This is a genomic window from Mesorhizobium sp. M0701, from assembly GCF_040320365.1.
Classification (GTDB): Bacteria; Pseudomonadota; Alphaproteobacteria; order Rhizobiales; family Rhizobiaceae; genus Mesorhizobium.
Genome location: NZ_JAMYPO010000011.1, coordinates 104,778 through 121,983 on the forward strand (window position 1 = coordinate 104,778; position 17,206 = coordinate 121,983).

Annotated in this window: 12 protein-coding genes; 6 read left to right on the forward strand and 6 right to left on the reverse strand. The window is 63.8% G+C overall.

Features of this window, described 5'->3' with window-relative positions; translation table 11 throughout:
• Positions 1-23: 23 nt before the first annotated feature.
• The 5 genes from fdxA to NKI24_RS13890 all read right to left on the reverse strand — a co-directional run bounded on the left by fdxA (position 24) and on the right by NKI24_RS13890 (position 7,064).
• Positions 24-362: a ferredoxin FdxA gene (gene fdxA, locus NKI24_RS13870; RefSeq protein ID WP_352452512.1), complete on the reverse strand. Its 339-nt coding sequence runs from the start codon at positions 360-362 to the stop codon at positions 24-26.
• 148 nt (positions 363-510) lie between these two features.
• Entirely contained in the window at positions 511-897 is a 387-nt protein-coding gene (locus NKI24_RS13875) for an RNA-binding S4 domain-containing protein (protein ID WP_023680553.1), read from the reverse strand.
• 12 nt (positions 898-909) lie between these two features.
• Positions 910-4,317 (reverse strand): helicase-related protein, encoded by a 3,408-nt coding sequence (locus NKI24_RS13880; protein WP_352745963.1) that lies wholly within the window; start codon positions 4,315-4,317, stop codon positions 910-912.
• 731 nt (positions 4,318-5,048) lie between these two features.
• Positions 5,049-5,774 (reverse strand): acetoacetyl-CoA reductase, encoded by a 726-nt coding sequence (gene phbB / locus NKI24_RS13885; protein WP_352613434.1) that lies wholly within the window; start codon positions 5,772-5,774, stop codon positions 5,049-5,051.
• A 105-nt stretch (positions 5,775-5,879) separates the two neighbouring features.
• The gene (locus tag NKI24_RS13890) at positions 5,880-7,064 is read right to left on the reverse strand and encodes an acetyl-CoA C-acetyltransferase (protein WP_352471180.1); all 1,185 of its coding nucleotides are present in this window, start codon (positions 7,062-7,064) and stop codon (positions 5,880-5,882) included.
• Positions 7,065-7,342: 278 nt separating this feature from the next.
• Between NKI24_RS13890 and phaR the strand changes: the two genes are divergently transcribed.
• A complete protein-coding gene (gene phaR / locus NKI24_RS13895; protein ID WP_023678449.1) occupies positions 7,343-7,951 on the forward strand; it encodes a polyhydroxyalkanoate synthesis repressor PhaR in 609 nt (202 codons plus the stop codon).
• 68 nt (positions 7,952-8,019) lie between these two features.
• Here phaR and NKI24_RS13900 read toward each other — a convergent pair whose 3' ends face one another.
• On the reverse strand, positions 8,020-9,168 hold the full coding sequence (locus NKI24_RS13900; RefSeq protein WP_352745966.1) for a citrate/2-methylcitrate synthase: 1,149 nt from the start codon (positions 9,166-9,168) through the stop codon (positions 8,020-8,022).
• A gap of 92 nt (positions 9,169-9,260) precedes the next feature.
• On the opposite strand from NKI24_RS13900, the gene NKI24_RS13905 reads away from it, so the two are divergent.
• From NKI24_RS13905 to NKI24_RS13925, 5 genes are all read left to right on the forward strand, one after another.
• Positions 9,261-10,349: a citrate synthase/methylcitrate synthase gene (locus tag NKI24_RS13905; protein ID WP_352471179.1), complete on the forward strand. Its 1,089-nt coding sequence runs from the start codon at positions 9,261-9,263 to the stop codon at positions 10,347-10,349.
• A gap of 184 nt (positions 10,350-10,533) precedes the next feature.
• On the forward strand, positions 10,534-11,316 hold the full coding sequence (locus tag NKI24_RS13910; protein WP_352745970.1) for a 3-hydroxybutyrate dehydrogenase: 783 nt from the start codon (positions 10,534-10,536) through the stop codon (positions 11,314-11,316).
• Between the two features lie 26 nt (positions 11,317-11,342).
• Positions 11,343-12,473, forward strand: a complete 1,131-nt coding sequence (locus NKI24_RS13915) for a patatin-like phospholipase family protein (protein WP_352540341.1) — start codon at positions 11,343-11,345, stop codon at positions 12,471-12,473.
• A 281-nt stretch (positions 12,474-12,754) separates the two neighbouring features.
• Positions 12,755-13,966 (forward strand): efflux RND transporter periplasmic adaptor subunit, encoded by a 1,212-nt coding sequence (locus tag NKI24_RS13920; protein WP_352745972.1) that lies wholly within the window; start codon positions 12,755-12,757, stop codon positions 13,964-13,966.
• Positions 13,967-13,968: 2 nt separating this feature from the next.
• The gene (locus NKI24_RS13925) at positions 13,969-17,145 is read left to right on the forward strand and encodes an efflux RND transporter permease subunit (protein ID WP_352745976.1); all 3,177 of its coding nucleotides are present in this window, start codon (positions 13,969-13,971) and stop codon (positions 17,143-17,145) included.
• Positions 17,146-17,206 lie beyond the last annotated feature (61 nt).

Consider the following 17,206-nt stretch of genomic DNA (forward strand, 5'->3'; position numbering starts at 1 on the left):
GGCCGCCGCAGCCGGCAGGCTCGTCAGTCGCCTTCGCCGGGCTCGGGGGAGAAATATTTCTCGAACTTGCCAGTTTCGCCATCGAAATTCTTAGCGTCGGCCGGCGGCTCCTTCTTGGCGGTGATGTTGGGCCATTTGTCGGCATATTCGGTGTTGATCTGCAGCCATTTGTCGAGGCCCGACTCGGTGTCGGGCTTGATCGCGTCGGCCGGGCATTCCGGTTCGCAGACACCGCAATCGATGCACTCGTCCGGGTGGATGACGAGCATGTTCTCACCTTCGTAGAAGCAGTCGACCGGACAGACCTCGATGCAGTCCATGTATTTGCATTTTATGCAATTGTCGGTCACGACGTAGGTCATTGGTCGGCTCCGGGACGTCCCATTTTGTTGGGCTTTTTTGGTGAGGTAACGCCTTTGTCCGCCGGTGGCAAGGGCGGCCCCTGCCAGCGGTGCCGCGGTTTCCGGAATGGAATTCCGGAAGGCCGGCAAAGCGGGCGTTCGACCTTGCTCAATCGTCGCCGAGCAGGTGGTCGGTCTGGCGGCGTTCCTTCTTCGTCGGGCGACCGCTGCCGGCCTCGCGCAACGGCGGCACCGCATCCGGAAGCGCCTCGCCCTTGGGCGCGGGGGGCGGCGACATGTCCTCGTAGAGCAGGCGGGCCTCTTCGGCCGGGCCACGCCGTACGCCGGTGCCAAGGACTTTCCAGACGAAGATCCGCCGCTCCAGCGTGATGGTCAAAACGTCGCCCGGCCGGACCGTATCGGAGGCCTGCGCTGCTTTGTCGCGATTGATGCGGACGCGTCCGGCGACGACCAGCTTGGCTGCCAGCGTGCGCGATTTTACCGCGCGCGAGAAGAACAGCCACTTGTCGATGCGCTGGCGGGCATCAGTGACCATTGGACGAGCAGCTTACTTCTTCAGCTGGTCGCGCAACGCGGCGAGCTTGGCGAAGGGCGAGTCCGGATCGAAGCGGACCGGGCGTTCCTCACGCGGCTTTGGCTGGAACGCCGGCTTTGCGCCTTGGGCGCCGCCTTTGCCGTCCTGCCGGCCAGCCTTCCAGTCGGGCCGGTTTTCGCGCCGGTCCGGGCGTTCACCTTGCGGCTTGCCGGCGCGCTGATCTGCCGCGTCGCCTTGCGGCCTGGGCTTGAACTTGCTGCGATCGAAGCGTGGCTTGCCGGCGCCGTCGCGCTGGTCGTGGCGCCCCTGACGGGCGGGCCGGTCGCCCGGCGTCGCTTGCCCGCCGGCATCTGTCGGCGCATCGCTGCGGCTGTCCGGCGCAGCTTGACCACTGCGCGCGCGATTGTCCCGATGATTGTCCCGGGGGCGGTTGTCATGCTGGCGATGACGCGGGCGCTGGTCGAAACGACCCTGCCGCCACAACAGGATGGGTTTTGGCTCCTCGGCTTCTGGAGCAGCTTCGCCGGCGATGGCTCCTGCCGTCGCTGCAGGTTCGGCCGGCGATGCTTCCGTAGTGTCGGAAACCGGCGGCTCTGCCGGTGCCGCAGCCTCAGTTTCCGCCCCAGGTTCCGCCCTTGGCTCGGCCGCTGGTTCCGCAGGCGCTTCAGCAGTCGCCTCCGCGGCGGGCCGGGTCTCTTGCGTGACTTCTGCCGCAGCTTCAGGGGCTGGAGCTTCCGCGACAGGCTCTGCCGTCGCTTCGGTCACAGCTTCGGCCGCCGCCTCCGCAACAGGAGCCGCATCCGACACAGGTTCCGAAGCCTCCGCCGGCGGCTCTGCCGCGGCAGATGCTTCCGCCATCCTCGCCTGCTCGACGCGCGCAGTCTCTTCCGCCGCCTGCTTTGCAGCGGCAGCTTCACGCGCGGCATTGTCCTGTGCTTCGAGCCGCGCCTTGACCTCGGCCGCCGGTTTGGCATCGGCGCGATAGCCGAGTCCCTTCAGGATTTCTTCCATGTCGTCGGCGGTGGCGCCGAGAATCGACATCATCGGCGGCGTCACCATGAAGGACTGGCCGTCATAGGCGCCGTCGGGGCGAGGGCCGAGGCCCGGCTTCCAGTTGGTCGCCGGCCGGATCAGGTCGGCCAGCCGTTCGAGAATATCGACGCGTACAGCACGCCGGCCAAGATTGCGGTAGCCGGCAAGCTTGTAGAAGGTCTTGTCGAAGGTCGGATCGATGACCACCGAGGTGCGGCCGGAGGCCAGTGCGTGAACGACATCGCCGAAGCCGGGCTTGTCCTTGCCGTCGTTTCTCAGCGCCCACAGCAGCGTTATCAGCCCGGCCGGCGCCGGTTTGATCAGCGCCGGCACGAAGACATGGTAGGCGCCGAAGCGCACTCCGAGACGGCGAAGCGCCGCGCGGCCTTCCTGGTCGAGCGACTTCATCTCGTCGGCGATGTCGCGACGGTTGATGAGGCCGAAATGCTCGACAAGCTGGAAAGCGATGCCGCGGCCGATGCCGGTGATCTGCTCGGCATTCTTGAGATCGACCAGCGGCTTCAGCAGGGATTCGATCTGGAAGTTGACGAAGCGCTCGGCGCGCGCCGCAACCTTGTCGCGGGCCGGGCCGGTGAGTTGCTCGTCGGCCAGCAGAACCAGACGCGGCTTCAAAGCGTCTTCGCCGGCGACCAGCGTGCCGATCGGCGCGCCGATCCAGCGCAGCGTGCCATCCGAACCCAGCGCGATGTCGCCATTGGCCGAGGCGCCGAAGCGCTCGGCCCGCGCCTCGAACTCGGCGGCAAGCGCCTTCTGCGCCGCCGCCCGCACCGCCTTGGCGTCTTCGCCGCCGGCGCTCTGGTCGGCGGTGAAGCGGAAACCTTGCAACTCGCCGACGTGATGGCCTTCGACGAGGACGGTTCCGGTTGGGCTGATTTCGGCTTCAGGCATCGTGTTTTCTCTAAGGCGCCGCATGAGGACGGAAGTCCTGCGGTCTACAAAACGTTTCGTCAACCGCTCATGCAGCGCATCCGACAATCTGTCTTCGATTTCGCGCGTCTTTTCCTGCCAGTGTGCCCGATCGGCCAGCCAGCCGGGCCGGTTGGAAACGAAGGTCCATGTGCGGATCTGGGCAATCCTGTGCGACAGCGTGTCGATGTCGCCTTCGGTTGTGTCGGCACGGCGCACCTGCTCGGCCATGTAGTTCTCGTCGACATGGCCATGCCTGGCAAGGTCCATGTAAATGGAGGCAATCAAGTCGGCGTGCTGGGCCGGCGCGATCTTCCTGTAGTCGGGCAGCGCGCAGGCTTCCCACAGCAGCGCCACGCGCCTGGCATCGGTGGTGAGTGCCCGCACGTCCTCGTCGCGCGACAGATGCTCGAGCGCCTGCGCGTCCACGGCCGGCAGCGCGCGCGTCAGGCCTTCGACCGGAGCGTTGGTCTCAATCGAGCGCTTCAGCGCATCAAGGTTGGCGAAATCGAAATGCGCGGTGCGCCACTGCAGTACTTTCACCGGGTCGAAATCATGCGCCTCGATTTTGTTGACCAGTTCATCATCCAGCGGATCGACCTGGCCGGTGACGCCGAAGGTGCCGTCGCGCAGATGCCGGCCGGCGCGGCCGGCAATCTGGCCGAGCTCGGCCGCCGTCAGGTTGCGGTACTGGTAGCCGTCGAATTTGCGGTTCTGGGCGAAGGCGACGTGGTCGAGGTCGAGGTTGAGGCCCATGCCGATGGCGTCGGTGGCGACGAGGTAGTCGACGTCGCCCGACTGGAACAGCGCCACCTGGGCGTTGCGGGTGCGCGGGCTGAGTGCGCCGAGCACGACGGCGGCACCGCCCTGCTGGCGGCGGATCAGCTCGGCGATGGCATAGACCTCGTCGGCCGAGAAGGCGACGATCGCCGTGCGCCGCGGCAGGCGGGTCAGCTTCTTCGAACCGACATAGGCAAGATGCGAGAGGCGTGGTCGCGTCACCACCGACACGCCCCGCAGCAGGCGCTGCAGAATGCCGTGCATGGTGGCCGCGCCCAGCAGCAGCGTCTCCTGGCGGCCGCGCAGATGCAGGATGCGATCGGTGAAGATGTGGCCGCGTTCGAGATCGCCGGCGAGCTGGACCTCGTCGATGGCAACGAAGGCGGCGTCGGTCTCGCGCGGCATCGCTTCCACGGTGCAGACCGAGTATTTCGCGCCCGCCGGCTGGATCTTTTCCTCGCCGGTGATGAGCGCCACCTTATGGGCGCCGACCTTCTCGCAGACGCGCGTATAGACCTCGCGGGCAAGCAGCCTGAGCGGCAGGCCGATGACGCCGCTTTCATGCGCCACCATGCGTTCGATGGCGAGGTGGGTCTTGCCGGTGTTGGTCGGGCCGAGCACGGCCGTCACGTCTCGACCCGACAGGATCAGCGGTTCAGTGTGTTTCGGATGGATGTTCATCGGCCTGGAAATAAGGCTCTCTGCCTCGCATTGTCGGGAGCGCGCCCATATTGGCCGCGTATGACAGGCGACACATAGGGATTTCGGGCGCGAAGCGAAAGCGGAATATGCCGAGGGCAGGCCGATTGGTTGGTTCGAAGCCAGAAAATCTGTTCCCGATTAACAGTTGGAACGAGTCTGGAACGAATCAGCGACGAATCACTGACTCGCGCTGATTCAGGGTTTGTTCACGGCTACATCTGGGTTTTCTGTCGGCGTACCTCACCACATGCTGAATCACGGAAACTGGCCCGATTTATGCAGGCGGCATCCAAGCGAGCACTGCGGTTAACCTTTGCCGGCGAATGGTCGTGGCCGGCCAATCTGCTTCGCACAACGTTATGAAATTATTGATGTTTCCTAACGCGCTTTAATCATTTCGAGGGTGTTTTCAGCTCTCGCCGTTAACGTTCCGCTCAAAGCCGGAACGAATCGGCGACGAATCAGAGATAGCCGAAGTTTCTTGGTTTGTTCACCGCAACATGTTGTGTTGTGGACAGCTTTTCCACCGAGAATCCACAGGCTGCCGGGCGGCTTTTGCACAAGCTGCGAGTTTGCCGTTAACCTTTGCGTGCCGGATTGGGGCAGCGTGCTGCATCGAGATCTTGCAACGGGAAGACCGCTATAGAAACGGGCCGTTTTGCAGGCCCGTTCGTCCAAGCGCGGATCTGTCTCAACGTAAAGACAAACGATCAGGCGACGTACTGGCCGCCATTGGCTGATATGGTCGAGCCGGTGATGAAACCGGCATCGTCGGAAGCGAGGAAGACGACGCAGCGCGCGATTTCCTCCGGCTCGCCGAGACGACCGACCGGGATGTGCGGGATGACGCGCTCGTTGAGGACCTTCTCGTCCATTGCCTTGACCATCTCGGTGGCGATGTAGCCGGGGCAAATGACGTTGACGGTGATGCCGGCGCGCGCGCCTTCCTGGGCCAGTGCCTTGGTGAAGCCGATATCGCCGGCCTTCGAGGCCGAATAATTGACCTGGCCGACCTGGCCTTTCTGGCCGTTGATCGAGGAGATGGTGATGATGCGACCGAACTTGCGGTCGCGCATGCCGCCCCACAATGGATGCGTCATGTTGAAGACGCCGGAAAGGTTGGTGTCGAGGACCTCTTTCCATTGCTCGCGCGTCATCTTGTGGAACATCGCGTCGCGAGTGATGCCGGCATTGTTGACCAGCACCGAGACGGGACCGAGATCGGCTTCGATCTGTTTGATGCCGGTGGCGCAGGCCTCGTAGTCGGCGACGGACCATTTATAGACCGGGATGCCGGTCGCGGCGTTGAACTTTGCCGCCGCTTCTTCATTGCCGGCGTAGTTTGCGGCGACCGAATAGCCGGCGCTTTTCAAGGCGACCGATATCGCCGCGCCGATGCCGCGCGACCCGCCTGTGACGATTGCAACCTTTGTCATATGTCCTCCCGGGAAATGCAGATGACTGAGCGTTGAAGCGGTGGGGGTTTGCCCTCTATTCCCTACTCGCTTTGCGCCAGCATCCTATTCGTATCGCTTATCTCATCACAATGCTTCCACGCACATGGCAACACCCATGCCGCCGCCGATGCACAGCGTGGCAAGGCCTTTCTTGGCACTTCTGCGGCGCATCTCGTAGACCAGCGTGTTGAAGATGCGGGCGCCCGAGGCGCCGACCGGATGGCCGATGGCGATGGCGCCGCCATTGACGTTGACGATGGCCGGATCCCAGCCCATGTCCTTGTTGACGGCGCAGGCCTGCGCGGCAAAGGCCTCGTTGGCTTCGACCAGATCGAGGTCGCCAACCGACCAGCCGGCCTTGGCCAGCGCCTTGCGCGAGGAGGGGATCGGTCCCGTCCCCATGATCTGCGGGTCGACACCGGCGGTCGCCCAGGAAACGATGCGCACCAGCGGTGTGATGCCGCGCCTTGCGGCTTCCGCTTCGGTCATCAGCACCACGGCGGCGGCGCCGTCGTTGATGCCGGAAGCATTGGCAGCAGTCACCGTGCCTTCCTTGTCGAAGGCGGGCTTGAGCTTGGTCATGGCATCGATTGTCGCGCCGTGGCGGATGTATTCATCCTGGTCGACGACGGTGTCGCCCTTCCTGCCCTTGACTGTAAAGGCAACGATCTCGTCCTTGAATTTCCCGGCTTTCTGCGCGGCCTCGGCCTTGTTCTGGGAAGCCAGTGCGAACTGGTCCTGGTCGTCGCGGGTGATCTGGAACTGGCGGGCGACGTTCTCAGCGGTGTTGCCCATATGATAGCCATAGAAGGCATCGGTCAGGCCGTCCTTGATCATGGTGTCGATCAGCTTGAAATCGCCCATCTTGACGCCACCGCGCAGATGCTGTGCATGCGGAGCCATCGACATCGATTCCTGGCCGCCGGCAACGATGATCCTCGCGTCGCCCTGGGCGATCTGCTGCATGCCGAGCGCGATGGCGCGCAAGCCCGAGCCGCAGAGCTGGTTCAGGCCCCAGGAGGTCGCCTCCTGCGGTACGCCGGCAGCCATTGCCGCCTGCCGCGCCGGGTTCTGCCCTTGAGCCGCGGTCAGAATCTGGCCGAGAATGACCTCGTCCACCTCCTTGCCGTCGACGCCGGCACGGACCAGCGCTTCCCTGACGGCGACGGCACCCAATTCATGGGCTGGGGTGTTGGCGAAGGCGCCGTTGAAGGAGCCGACGGGCGTGCGCGCTGCACTGGCGACAACGATGGCGTTGGAAGCGGACATGTTCTTCTCCAGGCTTTCGGGGAACGATCTCGGGTGCCGTCGGGGACTTTTCTTGCCCTTTCCACAACCCGAGTCAAACCCGAAATGGGCATGGCGTCCCACTCCCGCAAGCATGCCGCCCGTCGCTGCGACGGCGGCCCGTCCGTGCTGCGCAGCATAAAATGTTCCCGCACTGCACAAACTGCTTGGATTCATGGCGCTTTTGCGCATATCCTTTAAAAAGGCGCAATCGTTACCGGCGGCTTACTTAAGCTGCCCGGTGTCCGGGGAGGATGCAGATGGCCGCAAAAGACGAACCTATTGTTATCAAGAAATATGCCAATCGCCGTCTCTACAATACGGGCACCAGCACCTATGTGACGCTCGAGGATCTCGCTGAAATGGTCAAAAGAGGCGAGGACTTTACTGTCCAGGACGCCAAGACCGGTGACGACATCACGCATCCGGTACTGACCCAGATCATCTTCGAGCTGGAGAACAAGGACGGGCAGAACATGCTGCCGATCCCGTTCCTGCGTCAGCTCATCGCCTATTATGGCGACCAGATGCAGATGATCGTGCCGAGCTTTCTCGAGCAGTCGATGCTGGCCTTCTCGAAGGAGCAGGAGCGCTTTCGCGAGCAGATGAAAGATGCCCTCGGCAAGTCGCCGATGGACATGATGAAGATCGCTACGCCGATCAAGGTGCTGGAGGAGCAGACGCGGCGTAACATGGAAATGTTCCAGAACGCCATGCGGCTGTTCACGCCGTTCCCGCCCGCGGGCTCGGCGCCGGCAGCGGCGCCGGCCGAACCGGCCAGGAAGGAAACGCCGGAAAAACCCGACGACCTCCAGGAGCTGAAGGAGCAGATCGCCGCGATGCAGCGCAAGCTCGACACGATGTCCTGACTGCCGGCTGGCGAAGTGCAGGGTCGAACCTTCCTTCAGGTGCCGCTGAGACTTCGCAAGCAGCGCGGCTAGAGCTGCTCCGGCAGCGGTCCCTGGTAGCGGGCGCGTGGCCGGATCAGGCCGCTGCTCGTCACCTGCTCCACGGCATGCGCGGCCCAGCCGACGCTGCGGCCGAGCGCGAACAGGCGGAACGGCGCATCGGACGGCAAACGGAGACCGCGCGTCAGCGCGGCCAAAGCGAAATCGACGTTCGGGCGCATGCCCGTTGCCGCAAAGGCCGCATCGCAAAGCCGTAACAGCCCATCATCGACATCTATCGCGGCCAGCAACGGTTCCGCACGCGGATCGCCGTCGGGATAAAGCGGATGGCCAAATCCGGGCAGCGGCCTGTCGTGACCGAGCCAGCGTCCGACAGCCGCATCCGGCCCCAATCTCTGCGCATCTTCCGCCAGCATCATGACCGCCTCCGCGGCGCCGCCATGACGCGGCCCGGAGAGCGTGGCGAGGCCGGCAAGCAGGCAGGCCGAAACAGGTGCGCCGGTGGACGCGGCGACCCGTGCGGCGAAGGTCGATGCGTTCAATTCGTGATCGGCCAACAGCACCAGCGAGCGGCGGATCAAGGCTGCGCCGGCCGCATCGAGCGACCATCCCCGCGCCAGCCTTTCGTGCACGGGACCAGTTCCGGGAATCGCGCCGAGCACCTGGGCCAAAGCGGCGATGGCGCCGGCCGCATCGTGGTTGAGCGAAGCCGCCCTGCGGCCGAGCGAAGGCCGGCCGTCGGCCGCCAACGCGGCCAATTCCGCGAAGGCAGCCGGCCGGCCAGTTGCGCCGTTGCCATGGCGGCTCGCCGAGACGAACGACACCGGTGCGTCAGATGCCCAAAGCAGGTTTGCCGTCTGCTCCAGCGTGGCAGCCTCGCAGAGAGCAACCGCATCCTGGCCGCGATAGACAAGGCGGCCATGCAAAACGGTCGAGATCGTGGTGGCGATCGCCGGCTCACCCCAGGCAATTGCACTTTCGGCGATTGCCTGGGGATTTCGGCCACGAGCCCGGCGGCTCGCCAGCGCCGCGATGTCGTCGGCGCGATACTGACTGCGGCGTGGATCCGCCCGGTCCGGCCGCACGCCGATGCGTCCGCGGCTGACATAGGCATAGAGGGTCTGGGCGCGCACCTTGAGACGCTCCAGGGCTTCGTCCCGCGTCAGCCACTCCGTCATGTCAGCCTTGGCATATTGATTCAGTTGATCAAGATTGATGGTCCAGTCACCAACCCTTATCTTCCACCCGGAAAGGGTCAAGGAGAAAACCAATGGCGAATGGGCTCGATGATGTGGTGGCGGCGGAAACGGTGCTCTCCGATGTCGACGGTCTTGGTGGCCGCCTGACCATCCGGGGCCATTCGTTGCCCGAACTGGCAGGCCGCTGGAAATACGCCGAGGTGGTTCATCTGCTGTTCGACGGCTTTTTCGACGATCTTCCCGACGGCAGGGAGCTGGCGAACGCGATCGGTCGGGCGCGCAGCGAAGTGTTCGAGCAGATCAAACCCTTGCTGCCGTTTCTCGCATCCGTCGATATCTACAGCGCGATGCGCGCCGGTATTGCCCTGCTGCCGGATGGTGACAAATTGTCGGACGCGCTGCGGCTGGTTGCGGCACCCGCCGTGCTGACGCCGGCCTTGCTGCGCTTGCAGCGCGGCGAAAGCCCGATTGCGCCCGATAGCAAGGCCGATCATGCAGCCGACATGCTGCGGATGCTGACCGGCATTGTGGCCTCTCCTAAATTGGCGAAGGCGCTCGATGCCTATCTCGTGACGGTTTGCGACCACGGCCTCAACGCATCGACCTTCGCCGCGCGCGTGGTCGCTTCGACGCAGGCCGGACTTACTTCGGCGGTGCTGGCCGGGCTCGGAGCGCTTAAGGGGCCGCTGCATGGCGGCGCGCCAGGTCCGGTGATCGAGATGCTGGATGCGATCGAGGCGCATGGCGACGCCGCCGGCTGGCTGCGTGGCGAGATCGCGCGTGGCCGCCGCATCATGGGCTTCGGGCATCGCATCTATCGCGTGCGCGATCCGCGTGCCGACGTGCTGAAAGCGGTGGTGCGGCAGCTCGGCGCCAAGGGCGAAGCCGGCCACCGGCTGGCGTTTGCCGAAAGCGTGGAGCAAGCGGCGCTCGAAGTGCTCCGCATCGCCAAGCCGTCGCGCTCGCTCCAGACCAATGTCGAGTTCTTCACAGCGCTCCTGCTGGAAGCGGCGGGCTTTCCGAAAGAGGCGTTCACCAATGTCTTTGCTGCCGGGCGCGTCGCCGGCTGGATTGCCCATGCGCGCGAGCAGCAAACGAGCGGACGGCTGATCCGGCCGCAGTCGCGCTATATCGGGACGGTGCCGGACCTCGTCGCCTGACGAGCTTTCAGCGCATGCTTTGCGAAACGAGGCAACGACCTCTCTTAGGGGACGAGAGAGGTCTACATGACAAAAATTTCATGTCATTGCTCCACACATCCGCTGTTCTTGGGTGACAGAGAGCCTATATGCTGCAGTGCAGCATGGTTCCACGGGAGCCCGCCTCGAAAGGAATAAAGCCGCCTTGACCGCCAGAAAAACCGCCATCATCACCGGTTCCACCTCGGGCATCGGCCTGGCCATTGCCCACGCGCTCGCGGCCGAAGGCTGCAACGTCGTCGTCAATTCCTTTTCCGACACCGCCGACGACCGCGTCATCGCAGACGCGATCGCGAAGCACCACAAGGTGAAGACCGCCTATGTCAAAGCCGACATGTCGAAGCCGGCCGAGTGCCGGGCTTTGGTGGCGAAGGCAGCCGAGGCATTCGGCTCGGTCGACATCCTGATCAACAATGCCGGCATCCAGCATGTCGCGCCGGTGGAAAGCTTCCCGATCGAAAAGTGGGATGCGATCATCGCCATTAACCTGTCATCGGCCTTCCACACCATCGCAGCCGCCATCCCGTTGATGAAACAGGCCGGTGGCGGCCGGATCGTCAACGTCGCCTCGGCCCACGGCCTTGTCGCCTCGCCGTTCAAGTCGGCCTATGTCTCGGCCAAGCATGGCATTCTGGGCTTGACCAAGACTGTCGCCCTGGAGCTGGCGCGCGACAAGATCACCTGCAATGCCATTTGTCCGGGCTATGTGTTGACGCCGCTGGTCGAGGCGCAGATCCCCGACCAGATGAAGGCCAACAAGATGGACCGCGAGACGGTGGTTCGTGAGGTCATGCTCGAAAAGCAGCCTACCAAGGAGTTCGTCACCGTCGAGCAGGTTGCGGCGGCCGCGGTGTTCCTATGCTCGGATGCGGCGGCGCAGATCAACGGCGCGCACATCTCTGTCGATGGCGGCTGGACCGCTCAGTGAGGCTTCCAGCGGTCAAGGGCCACGCCATGCCGAAAAATGGCAAGGCGGAAGAGCCAAAGAAGATCAATGTCGCGCTGCAAGGCGGCGGTTCGCACGGGGCGTTTTCCTGGGGCGTGCTCGATCGGCTGCTCGAGGACGGGCGCCTCGACATAACGGCGGTTTCGGGCACCAGCGCCGGCGCCATGAATGCCGTGGCGCTGGCCGACGGCTTTGTCCGCGGCGGTGTCGAGGGCGCGCGGCGGAAGCTCGACGATTTCTGGCGTGCGGTGGCGGCAAAGGGCCGCTTCAGCCCGGTACAGCGCATGCCTTGGGACGTCGCCTGGGGCAATTGGTCGATCGAGAACACGCCCGGCTATTTCCTGTTCGATACGATGTCTCGGGTATTTTCGCCCTATGTCGCCAATCCGCTCGCCATCAATCCGCTGCGCGACGTGGTCGAACGTGAGATCGATTTCGACAATGTGCGCGCCTGCAAGTCGATGGAACTGTTCATTTCCGCTACCAATGTCGAGACCGGCCAGTTGCGGGTCTTCTCGGACGGCGAGATCGACCTCGACACGGTGATGGCGTCGGCCTGCTTGCCGCAATTGTTCCGTGCCGTCGAGATCAAGGGCGTGCCCTATTGGGATGGCGGTTTTGGCGGCAACCCGGCACTGTTCCCGTTCTTCAAGACGGCGGCCACCGAGGACGTGCTTTTGGTGCAGATCAATCCGGTGGTCCGCGAGGGGACGCCGAAGAGCGCCAATGAGATCCAGAACCGCATCGACGAGATCACCTTCAATGCCGGGCTGTTGCGCGAATTCCGCTCGATCGCCTTCGTCAAGGAACTGATCGCCGCCGGCCGATTGCCGCACGGCGAATATCGCGACATCCGCATGCACCGCATCGATGCCGACGAAGCGTTCAAGGATCTGTCGGCATCGTCCAAGGTCAATGCCGAATGGGCGTTCCTTGCCTATCTGCGCGACCTCGGCCGCACCGCAGCCAGTGACTGGCTGGAAGAAAATTACGACGCCGTCGGCAAGCGGCCGACGATCGATCTGTCCGGCGAACTCGACGACGGCCTGAAGCCGGTGCGCGGGCCGGCGCCGGGCCGGCGGGTCAAGGAATTTCTTGCGGCGCGCAAGCAGCCCGAGGCTGCCCGCCGTCCGGCCTAGCTGCTTCGCAAGCAGATGGCATTCGCAATCTGTCCAATCATCCTGACACTTGCTGCCATACTGCTGTTTTGGCGATCAACAGCCGATGCTGCAGCCGCATCTTTGCGGACAAAGCAACAACCCATCAACTTTTCTGACTATATTGCGATGCAACTTTGAGGTAGAAGCGCGCTTCGCCGATCACGGCAATTTGAATACGGCCTCGCGCGCACCCATATCGGCGACGCGCCCCAAGTAGAAGATGCGGCCTGGCCGAACCCCGCGCACTGGAAAAAATGACGATGCCGAAATTCAGGTTTCACAAGCTTGCAGCCATTGTTGTGCTCATCGGGTTCGCCGGCTGGATGGCGACAGGCGAGTTCTCGTCCGTCGGCAGCGCGTCCGCCGACAACAAGCCCAAGGCAGGAGAGGTCGAGCAGCCCAAGGCAGCCGATGCAGGCAAGCCCCAAACTGGCAAACAGGGGGCTGCCAAGCCGGGGACTGCCGAGGCGGAACAGCCCAAGGCGCCGTTGCGCACGGTCGCGGTCATAACCCCGCCGCGGCGCACCTATGCACGCGCTATCCGCATTTCCGGACTGACCGAAGCCGATAAGCGCGCCGTCCTGGCAACACGCGTCGCCGGCGTCATCGACAAACTGCCGGTCAAGCAGGGCCAGCACGTCAAGACCGGCGACCTCATCCTGATGCTTGCCGCCGAGGAAAAGATCTCGGCGGTCGACAATGCCAAGCAGCTTGTCGTGCAACGTGAGGCCGAGCTGGCAGCTGCCCTGCGGCTGATGAAAACCGGCAATCTGCCCAAGCTGCAGCTCGATACGGCCCGTTCCAACCTGACGCTGGCCAAGTCGCAACTGGACGCAGCGCAAGCCGAGCTCGACCGCAACGAGGTGAAGGCGCCCTTCGACGGCGTCATCGACCGGGTGCCGGTGGAGCTTGGCAGTTCCGTCATGCAGGGCGGCGAGGTGGCGACCATTCTCAAGCTCGATCCGGTGATCGCCCGCGGCGAAGTCAGCGAACGCGATCTTGGCTATCTGAAGATCGGTGACGAAGCCAATGTGCGCCTGGTCAGTGGCCAGACCGTCAAGGGTACGGTGCGCTACATCAGCCGGGATGCATCTTCGGCAACCCGTACGTTCCGCGTCGAAGTCGCTATCCCCAATGCCGATGGTTCCGTACCGGCCGGCATGACGGCAGAAATCGCGCTCAGCGCCCAGCCGACCGACGCCGTGATGCTGCCGCGATCGGTGGTGACGCTCGGCGACAAGGGCGACCTCGGCATCCGCGCCGTCGACAAGGACGACAAGGTCGTGTTCTTCCCGATCGACCTGGTCGACGACACGCCGACCGGCCTGGTGCTCGGCGGCATTCCGGCCGACGCCCGCATCATCGTCGCCGGCCAGGAGCTGGTGAAGGAAGGCGAAGTGATCAAGCCGGTCGAAGCCGACCAGGCGACCATTCAAAAGCTGTTGGGCGAAGCGACGGCCGGGACGCAGTAATCATGGACATCGTCAAACTTGCAATCAGCAATGCCCGGCTGACCATTTCGGTCCTGGTCTTTCTCATCCTGGCCGGTGCGGTCGCCTACCAGTCGACGCCGAAGGAAGCGGAACCCGACGTTCCTACCCCTTATGTTTACATAAATGTCGCCTATCAAGGCATTGCGCCCGAAGACGCTGAAAGGCTTCTGCTTAGGCCTCTGGAGACAAAGCTCAAGAGTCTGAAGGGGCTAAAGGAGATGAAATCATCCGCCTATCAGGGCGGCGCGTTTGTCTTTCTTGAGTTTCTGCCGTCGATAAAAGTCGACACCGCGGTGACTGATACACGCTCGAAGGTTCAGGACGCGAAGGCTGACCTGCCCCAAGCGGCAGAGGAGCCGGTTATTACCGAGGTCAACATCTCCGAGTTTCCCGTCCTGGTCGTGACGCTGTCGGGCGAGGTGCCCGAGCGTGTGCTGACGGCGGCGGCGCGCGAGCTGCGCGACCGCATCGAGGAAGTGCCTGGCGTGCTCGAGGGCTCGCTGCAGGGTGCGCGCGACGACCTCGTCGAAGTGGTCATCGATCCGATGAAGCTGTCTTCCTACGGGCTGCAGCTCGACCAGTTGATCGGTGCGGTCGGCGCTTCCAACAGTCTTGTCGCCGCCGGCAACATCGAAGGATCCGAGGGCAAATACGCGGTCAAGGTGCCCTCGCTTATCGAGACGCCAGAGGATGTGGCGGCGCTGCCGGTCGTCGCCGGCCCCAATGCGGTGGTGCAGGCCAAGGATATCGCAACCATCCGCTCGACCTTCAAGGACGCCGAGACGGTCACTCGCCTCGACGGCAAGCCGGCGATCGCCATCGAGGTGAAGAAGCGCATCGGCTCCAACCTGATCGATACCCTTGCCAAGGTCAGGGAGGTGTCCGACGCCTTCATCAAGACGATGCCGGAGGGCATGCACGTCACCTACACGCAAGACAAGTCCGTCTTCGTGAACCAGTTGCTCGGCGACCTGCAGAACCACGTGATGATCGCCGTGATCCTGGTGTTCATCGTCATTCTCTACGCGCTGTCTGGCCGTGCCTCGCTGCTGATCGGATTGGCCATCCCCTCATCCTTCCTGATCGGCATCCTGTTGCTGGCAATGATGGGCTACACGATCAACATGATCGTGCTGTTCAGCCTCATCCTGGCGGTCGGCATGCTGGTCGACGACGCCATCATCGTCACCGAATTCGCCGAGCGCCGCATGAGCGAGGGCATGCCGAAGGAGCAAGCGTTCGCGCTTGCCGCCAAGCGCATGGCCGGCCCGGTCATCGCGGCGACGATGACGCGCATTGCCGCCTTCTCGCCGCTGTTGTTCTGGCCGGGCATTATCGGCGACTTCATGAAATACATGCCGATCACGCTGATCGTGACGCTCTCGGCCTCGATGCTCTATGCGCTGGTCTTCGCGCCGACGCTGGGCGCGATATTTGCCAAGGCGCCGGCCCATCACCCCGACGACAATCGCGACGGCTGGTACATGGCCGTGGTCAAGCAGGCGGTGCATTATCCCATCACCGTGCTTGTCCTCACTGTGGCGCTGTTGTTCGGCGTCGGCTACGCCTATTCGAAATTCGGCGCCGGCGTCGAATTCTTCCCGAATGTCGAGCCTGACTACGGCCTGCTCTATGTCCACGCCCGCGGCAATCTTTCGCTTGCCGAAATGGACGCGGCCACCAAGACCGCGGAAAATCGGCTGCTCGGTTGGCCGGGCGTGAAGTCTGTCTATACCCGTGTCGGCAAGACGCAGGGCGGCGGCCAGGATGTTCCGGAAGACGTGGTTGGCGTGATCCAGTACGAATTCGTCGACTGGCGCGAGCGTAAATCGGCGAACTCAATCCTGGACGAACTGCGCGGCGTGATGGCCGGCATTCCCGGTGTCGACGTCGAGGTTCGCGTGCCGGAAGCCGGCCCGCCTACCGGCAAGCCGATCCAGATCAGGCTTTCGGCCGTCGATCCGAAGGGCCTTGACGACAAGGCCCGCGCCGTCGCCGCGCGCATAGCCAAGGTGCCCGGCGTCATCGATATTTCCGACGGCCTGGCGCCGCCCGGCGTCGACTGGGCGCTCGAGGTCGATCGCGCCAAGGCGGCCCAGTACGGCATCAGCCCAACCGCGGTCGGGACGGTCGTGCAACTGGTGACCAACGGGCTGAAGCTCAGCGAATACCGGCCCGCTGGCGCCGACGATGCAGTCGACATCAGGCTGCGCCTGCCCGAGGATCGGCGCACGCTGTCGACGCTCGACGAACTGCGGGTGCAGACCGCGCAAGGCTCGGTGCCGATCTCGAACTTCGTCGTGCGCAAGCCGGAGCCGACGGTCGGTATCCTCAACCGCATCGACGGCGCGCGAACGGTCGTCGTCCAGGCCAACGTCGCTGCCGGCGCCCAGGTGGCAGCCGTCCAGCAGGAGGTCACCAAAGCTGTCGCCGACATGAACCTCGGCAGCGGCATTCGCTGGAAGCTTGCCGGCTCGAATGAGGACAGCGCGGAGGCCGGCGCCTTCCTCAGCAAAGCCTTCGGTGCGGCGATCTTCCTGATCTTCATCGTGCTTCTGGCGCAGTTCAACAAGTTCACCAGCGTCTGGCTGGTGCTGTCCTGCGTGGTCATGGCGACGATCGGCGTGTTCCTCGGGCTGCTGCTGACGGGAGAGGCATTCGGCATCGTCATGTCGGGCATCGGTGTCATCGCGCTGGCCGGTGTGGTGGTGAACAACAACATCGTGCTGATCGACACCTATGACCGGTTGCGCGAAGAGGGCTGGGACAAATACGAAGCCGTTCTACAGACCTGCCGCGAACGTGCCCGTCCGGTGGTGCTGACGGCGGTGTCGGCGATCCTCGGCGTGCTGCCGATTGCTTTCGGCCTCGGCCTCGAAATCTTCCATCACGAGACGACGATCAACGCGCCGTCGACGCAATGGTGGATTTCGCTGTCTTCGGCGATCGTCTTCGGGCTGTCCTTCGCCACCGTGCTGACGCTGGTGGTGACGCCGTCGATGCTGATGGTGTTCACTCGCGCCAAGGTCAAACCCGGTGCGCGTCGTGGCTGGTTCAGTCGCCTGTTGGGGCGTCGAAAGGCCGAAATCCCGTCGAAAGGCCTGGACGCCGATCTGGGTGCCGAACCGGCGATCGCCTTCCCGAAGGCCGCCGAATAGAGTCCGGATCGCCGTCCTGATCAAGCAAAGGCCGCCCGGGAACAATGGGCGGCCTTCTGCA

Coding starts and splice junctions, on each gene's coding strand:
- fdxA (WP_352452512.1), bottom strand. CDS start 362: ATGACCTACGTCGTGACCGACAATTGCATAAAATGCAAATACATGGAC.
- NKI24_RS13875 (WP_023680553.1), bottom strand. CDS start 897: ATGGTCACTGATGCCCGCCAGCGCATCGACAAGTGGCTGTTCTTCTCG.
- NKI24_RS13880 (WP_352745963.1), bottom strand. CDS start 4,317: ATGAACATCCATCCGAAACACACTGAACCGCTGATCCTGTCGGGTCGA.
- phbB (WP_352613434.1), bottom strand. CDS start 5,774: ATGACAAAGGTTGCAATCGTCACAGGCGGGTCGCGCGGCATCGGCGCG.
- NKI24_RS13890 (WP_352471180.1), bottom strand. CDS start 7,064: ATGTCCGCTTCCAACGCCATCGTTGTCGCCAGTGCAGCGCGCACGCCC.
- phaR (WP_023678449.1), top strand. CDS start 7,343: ATGGCCGCAAAAGACGAACCTATTGTTATCAAGAAATATGCCAATCGC.
- NKI24_RS13900 (WP_352745966.1), bottom strand. CDS start 9,168: ATGACGGAGTGGCTGACGCGGGACGAAGCCCTGGAGCGTCTCAAGGTG.
- NKI24_RS13905 (WP_352471179.1), top strand. CDS start 9,261: ATGGCGAATGGGCTCGATGATGTGGTGGCGGCGGAAACGGTGCTCTCC.
- NKI24_RS13915 (WP_352540341.1), top strand. CDS start 11,343: ATGCCGAAAAATGGCAAGGCGGAAGAGCCAAAGAAGATCAATGTCGCG.
- NKI24_RS13920 (WP_352745972.1), top strand. CDS start 12,755: ATGCCGAAATTCAGGTTTCACAAGCTTGCAGCCATTGTTGTGCTCATC.
- NKI24_RS13925 (WP_352745976.1), top strand. CDS start 13,969: ATGGACATCGTCAAACTTGCAATCAGCAATGCCCGGCTGACCATTTCG.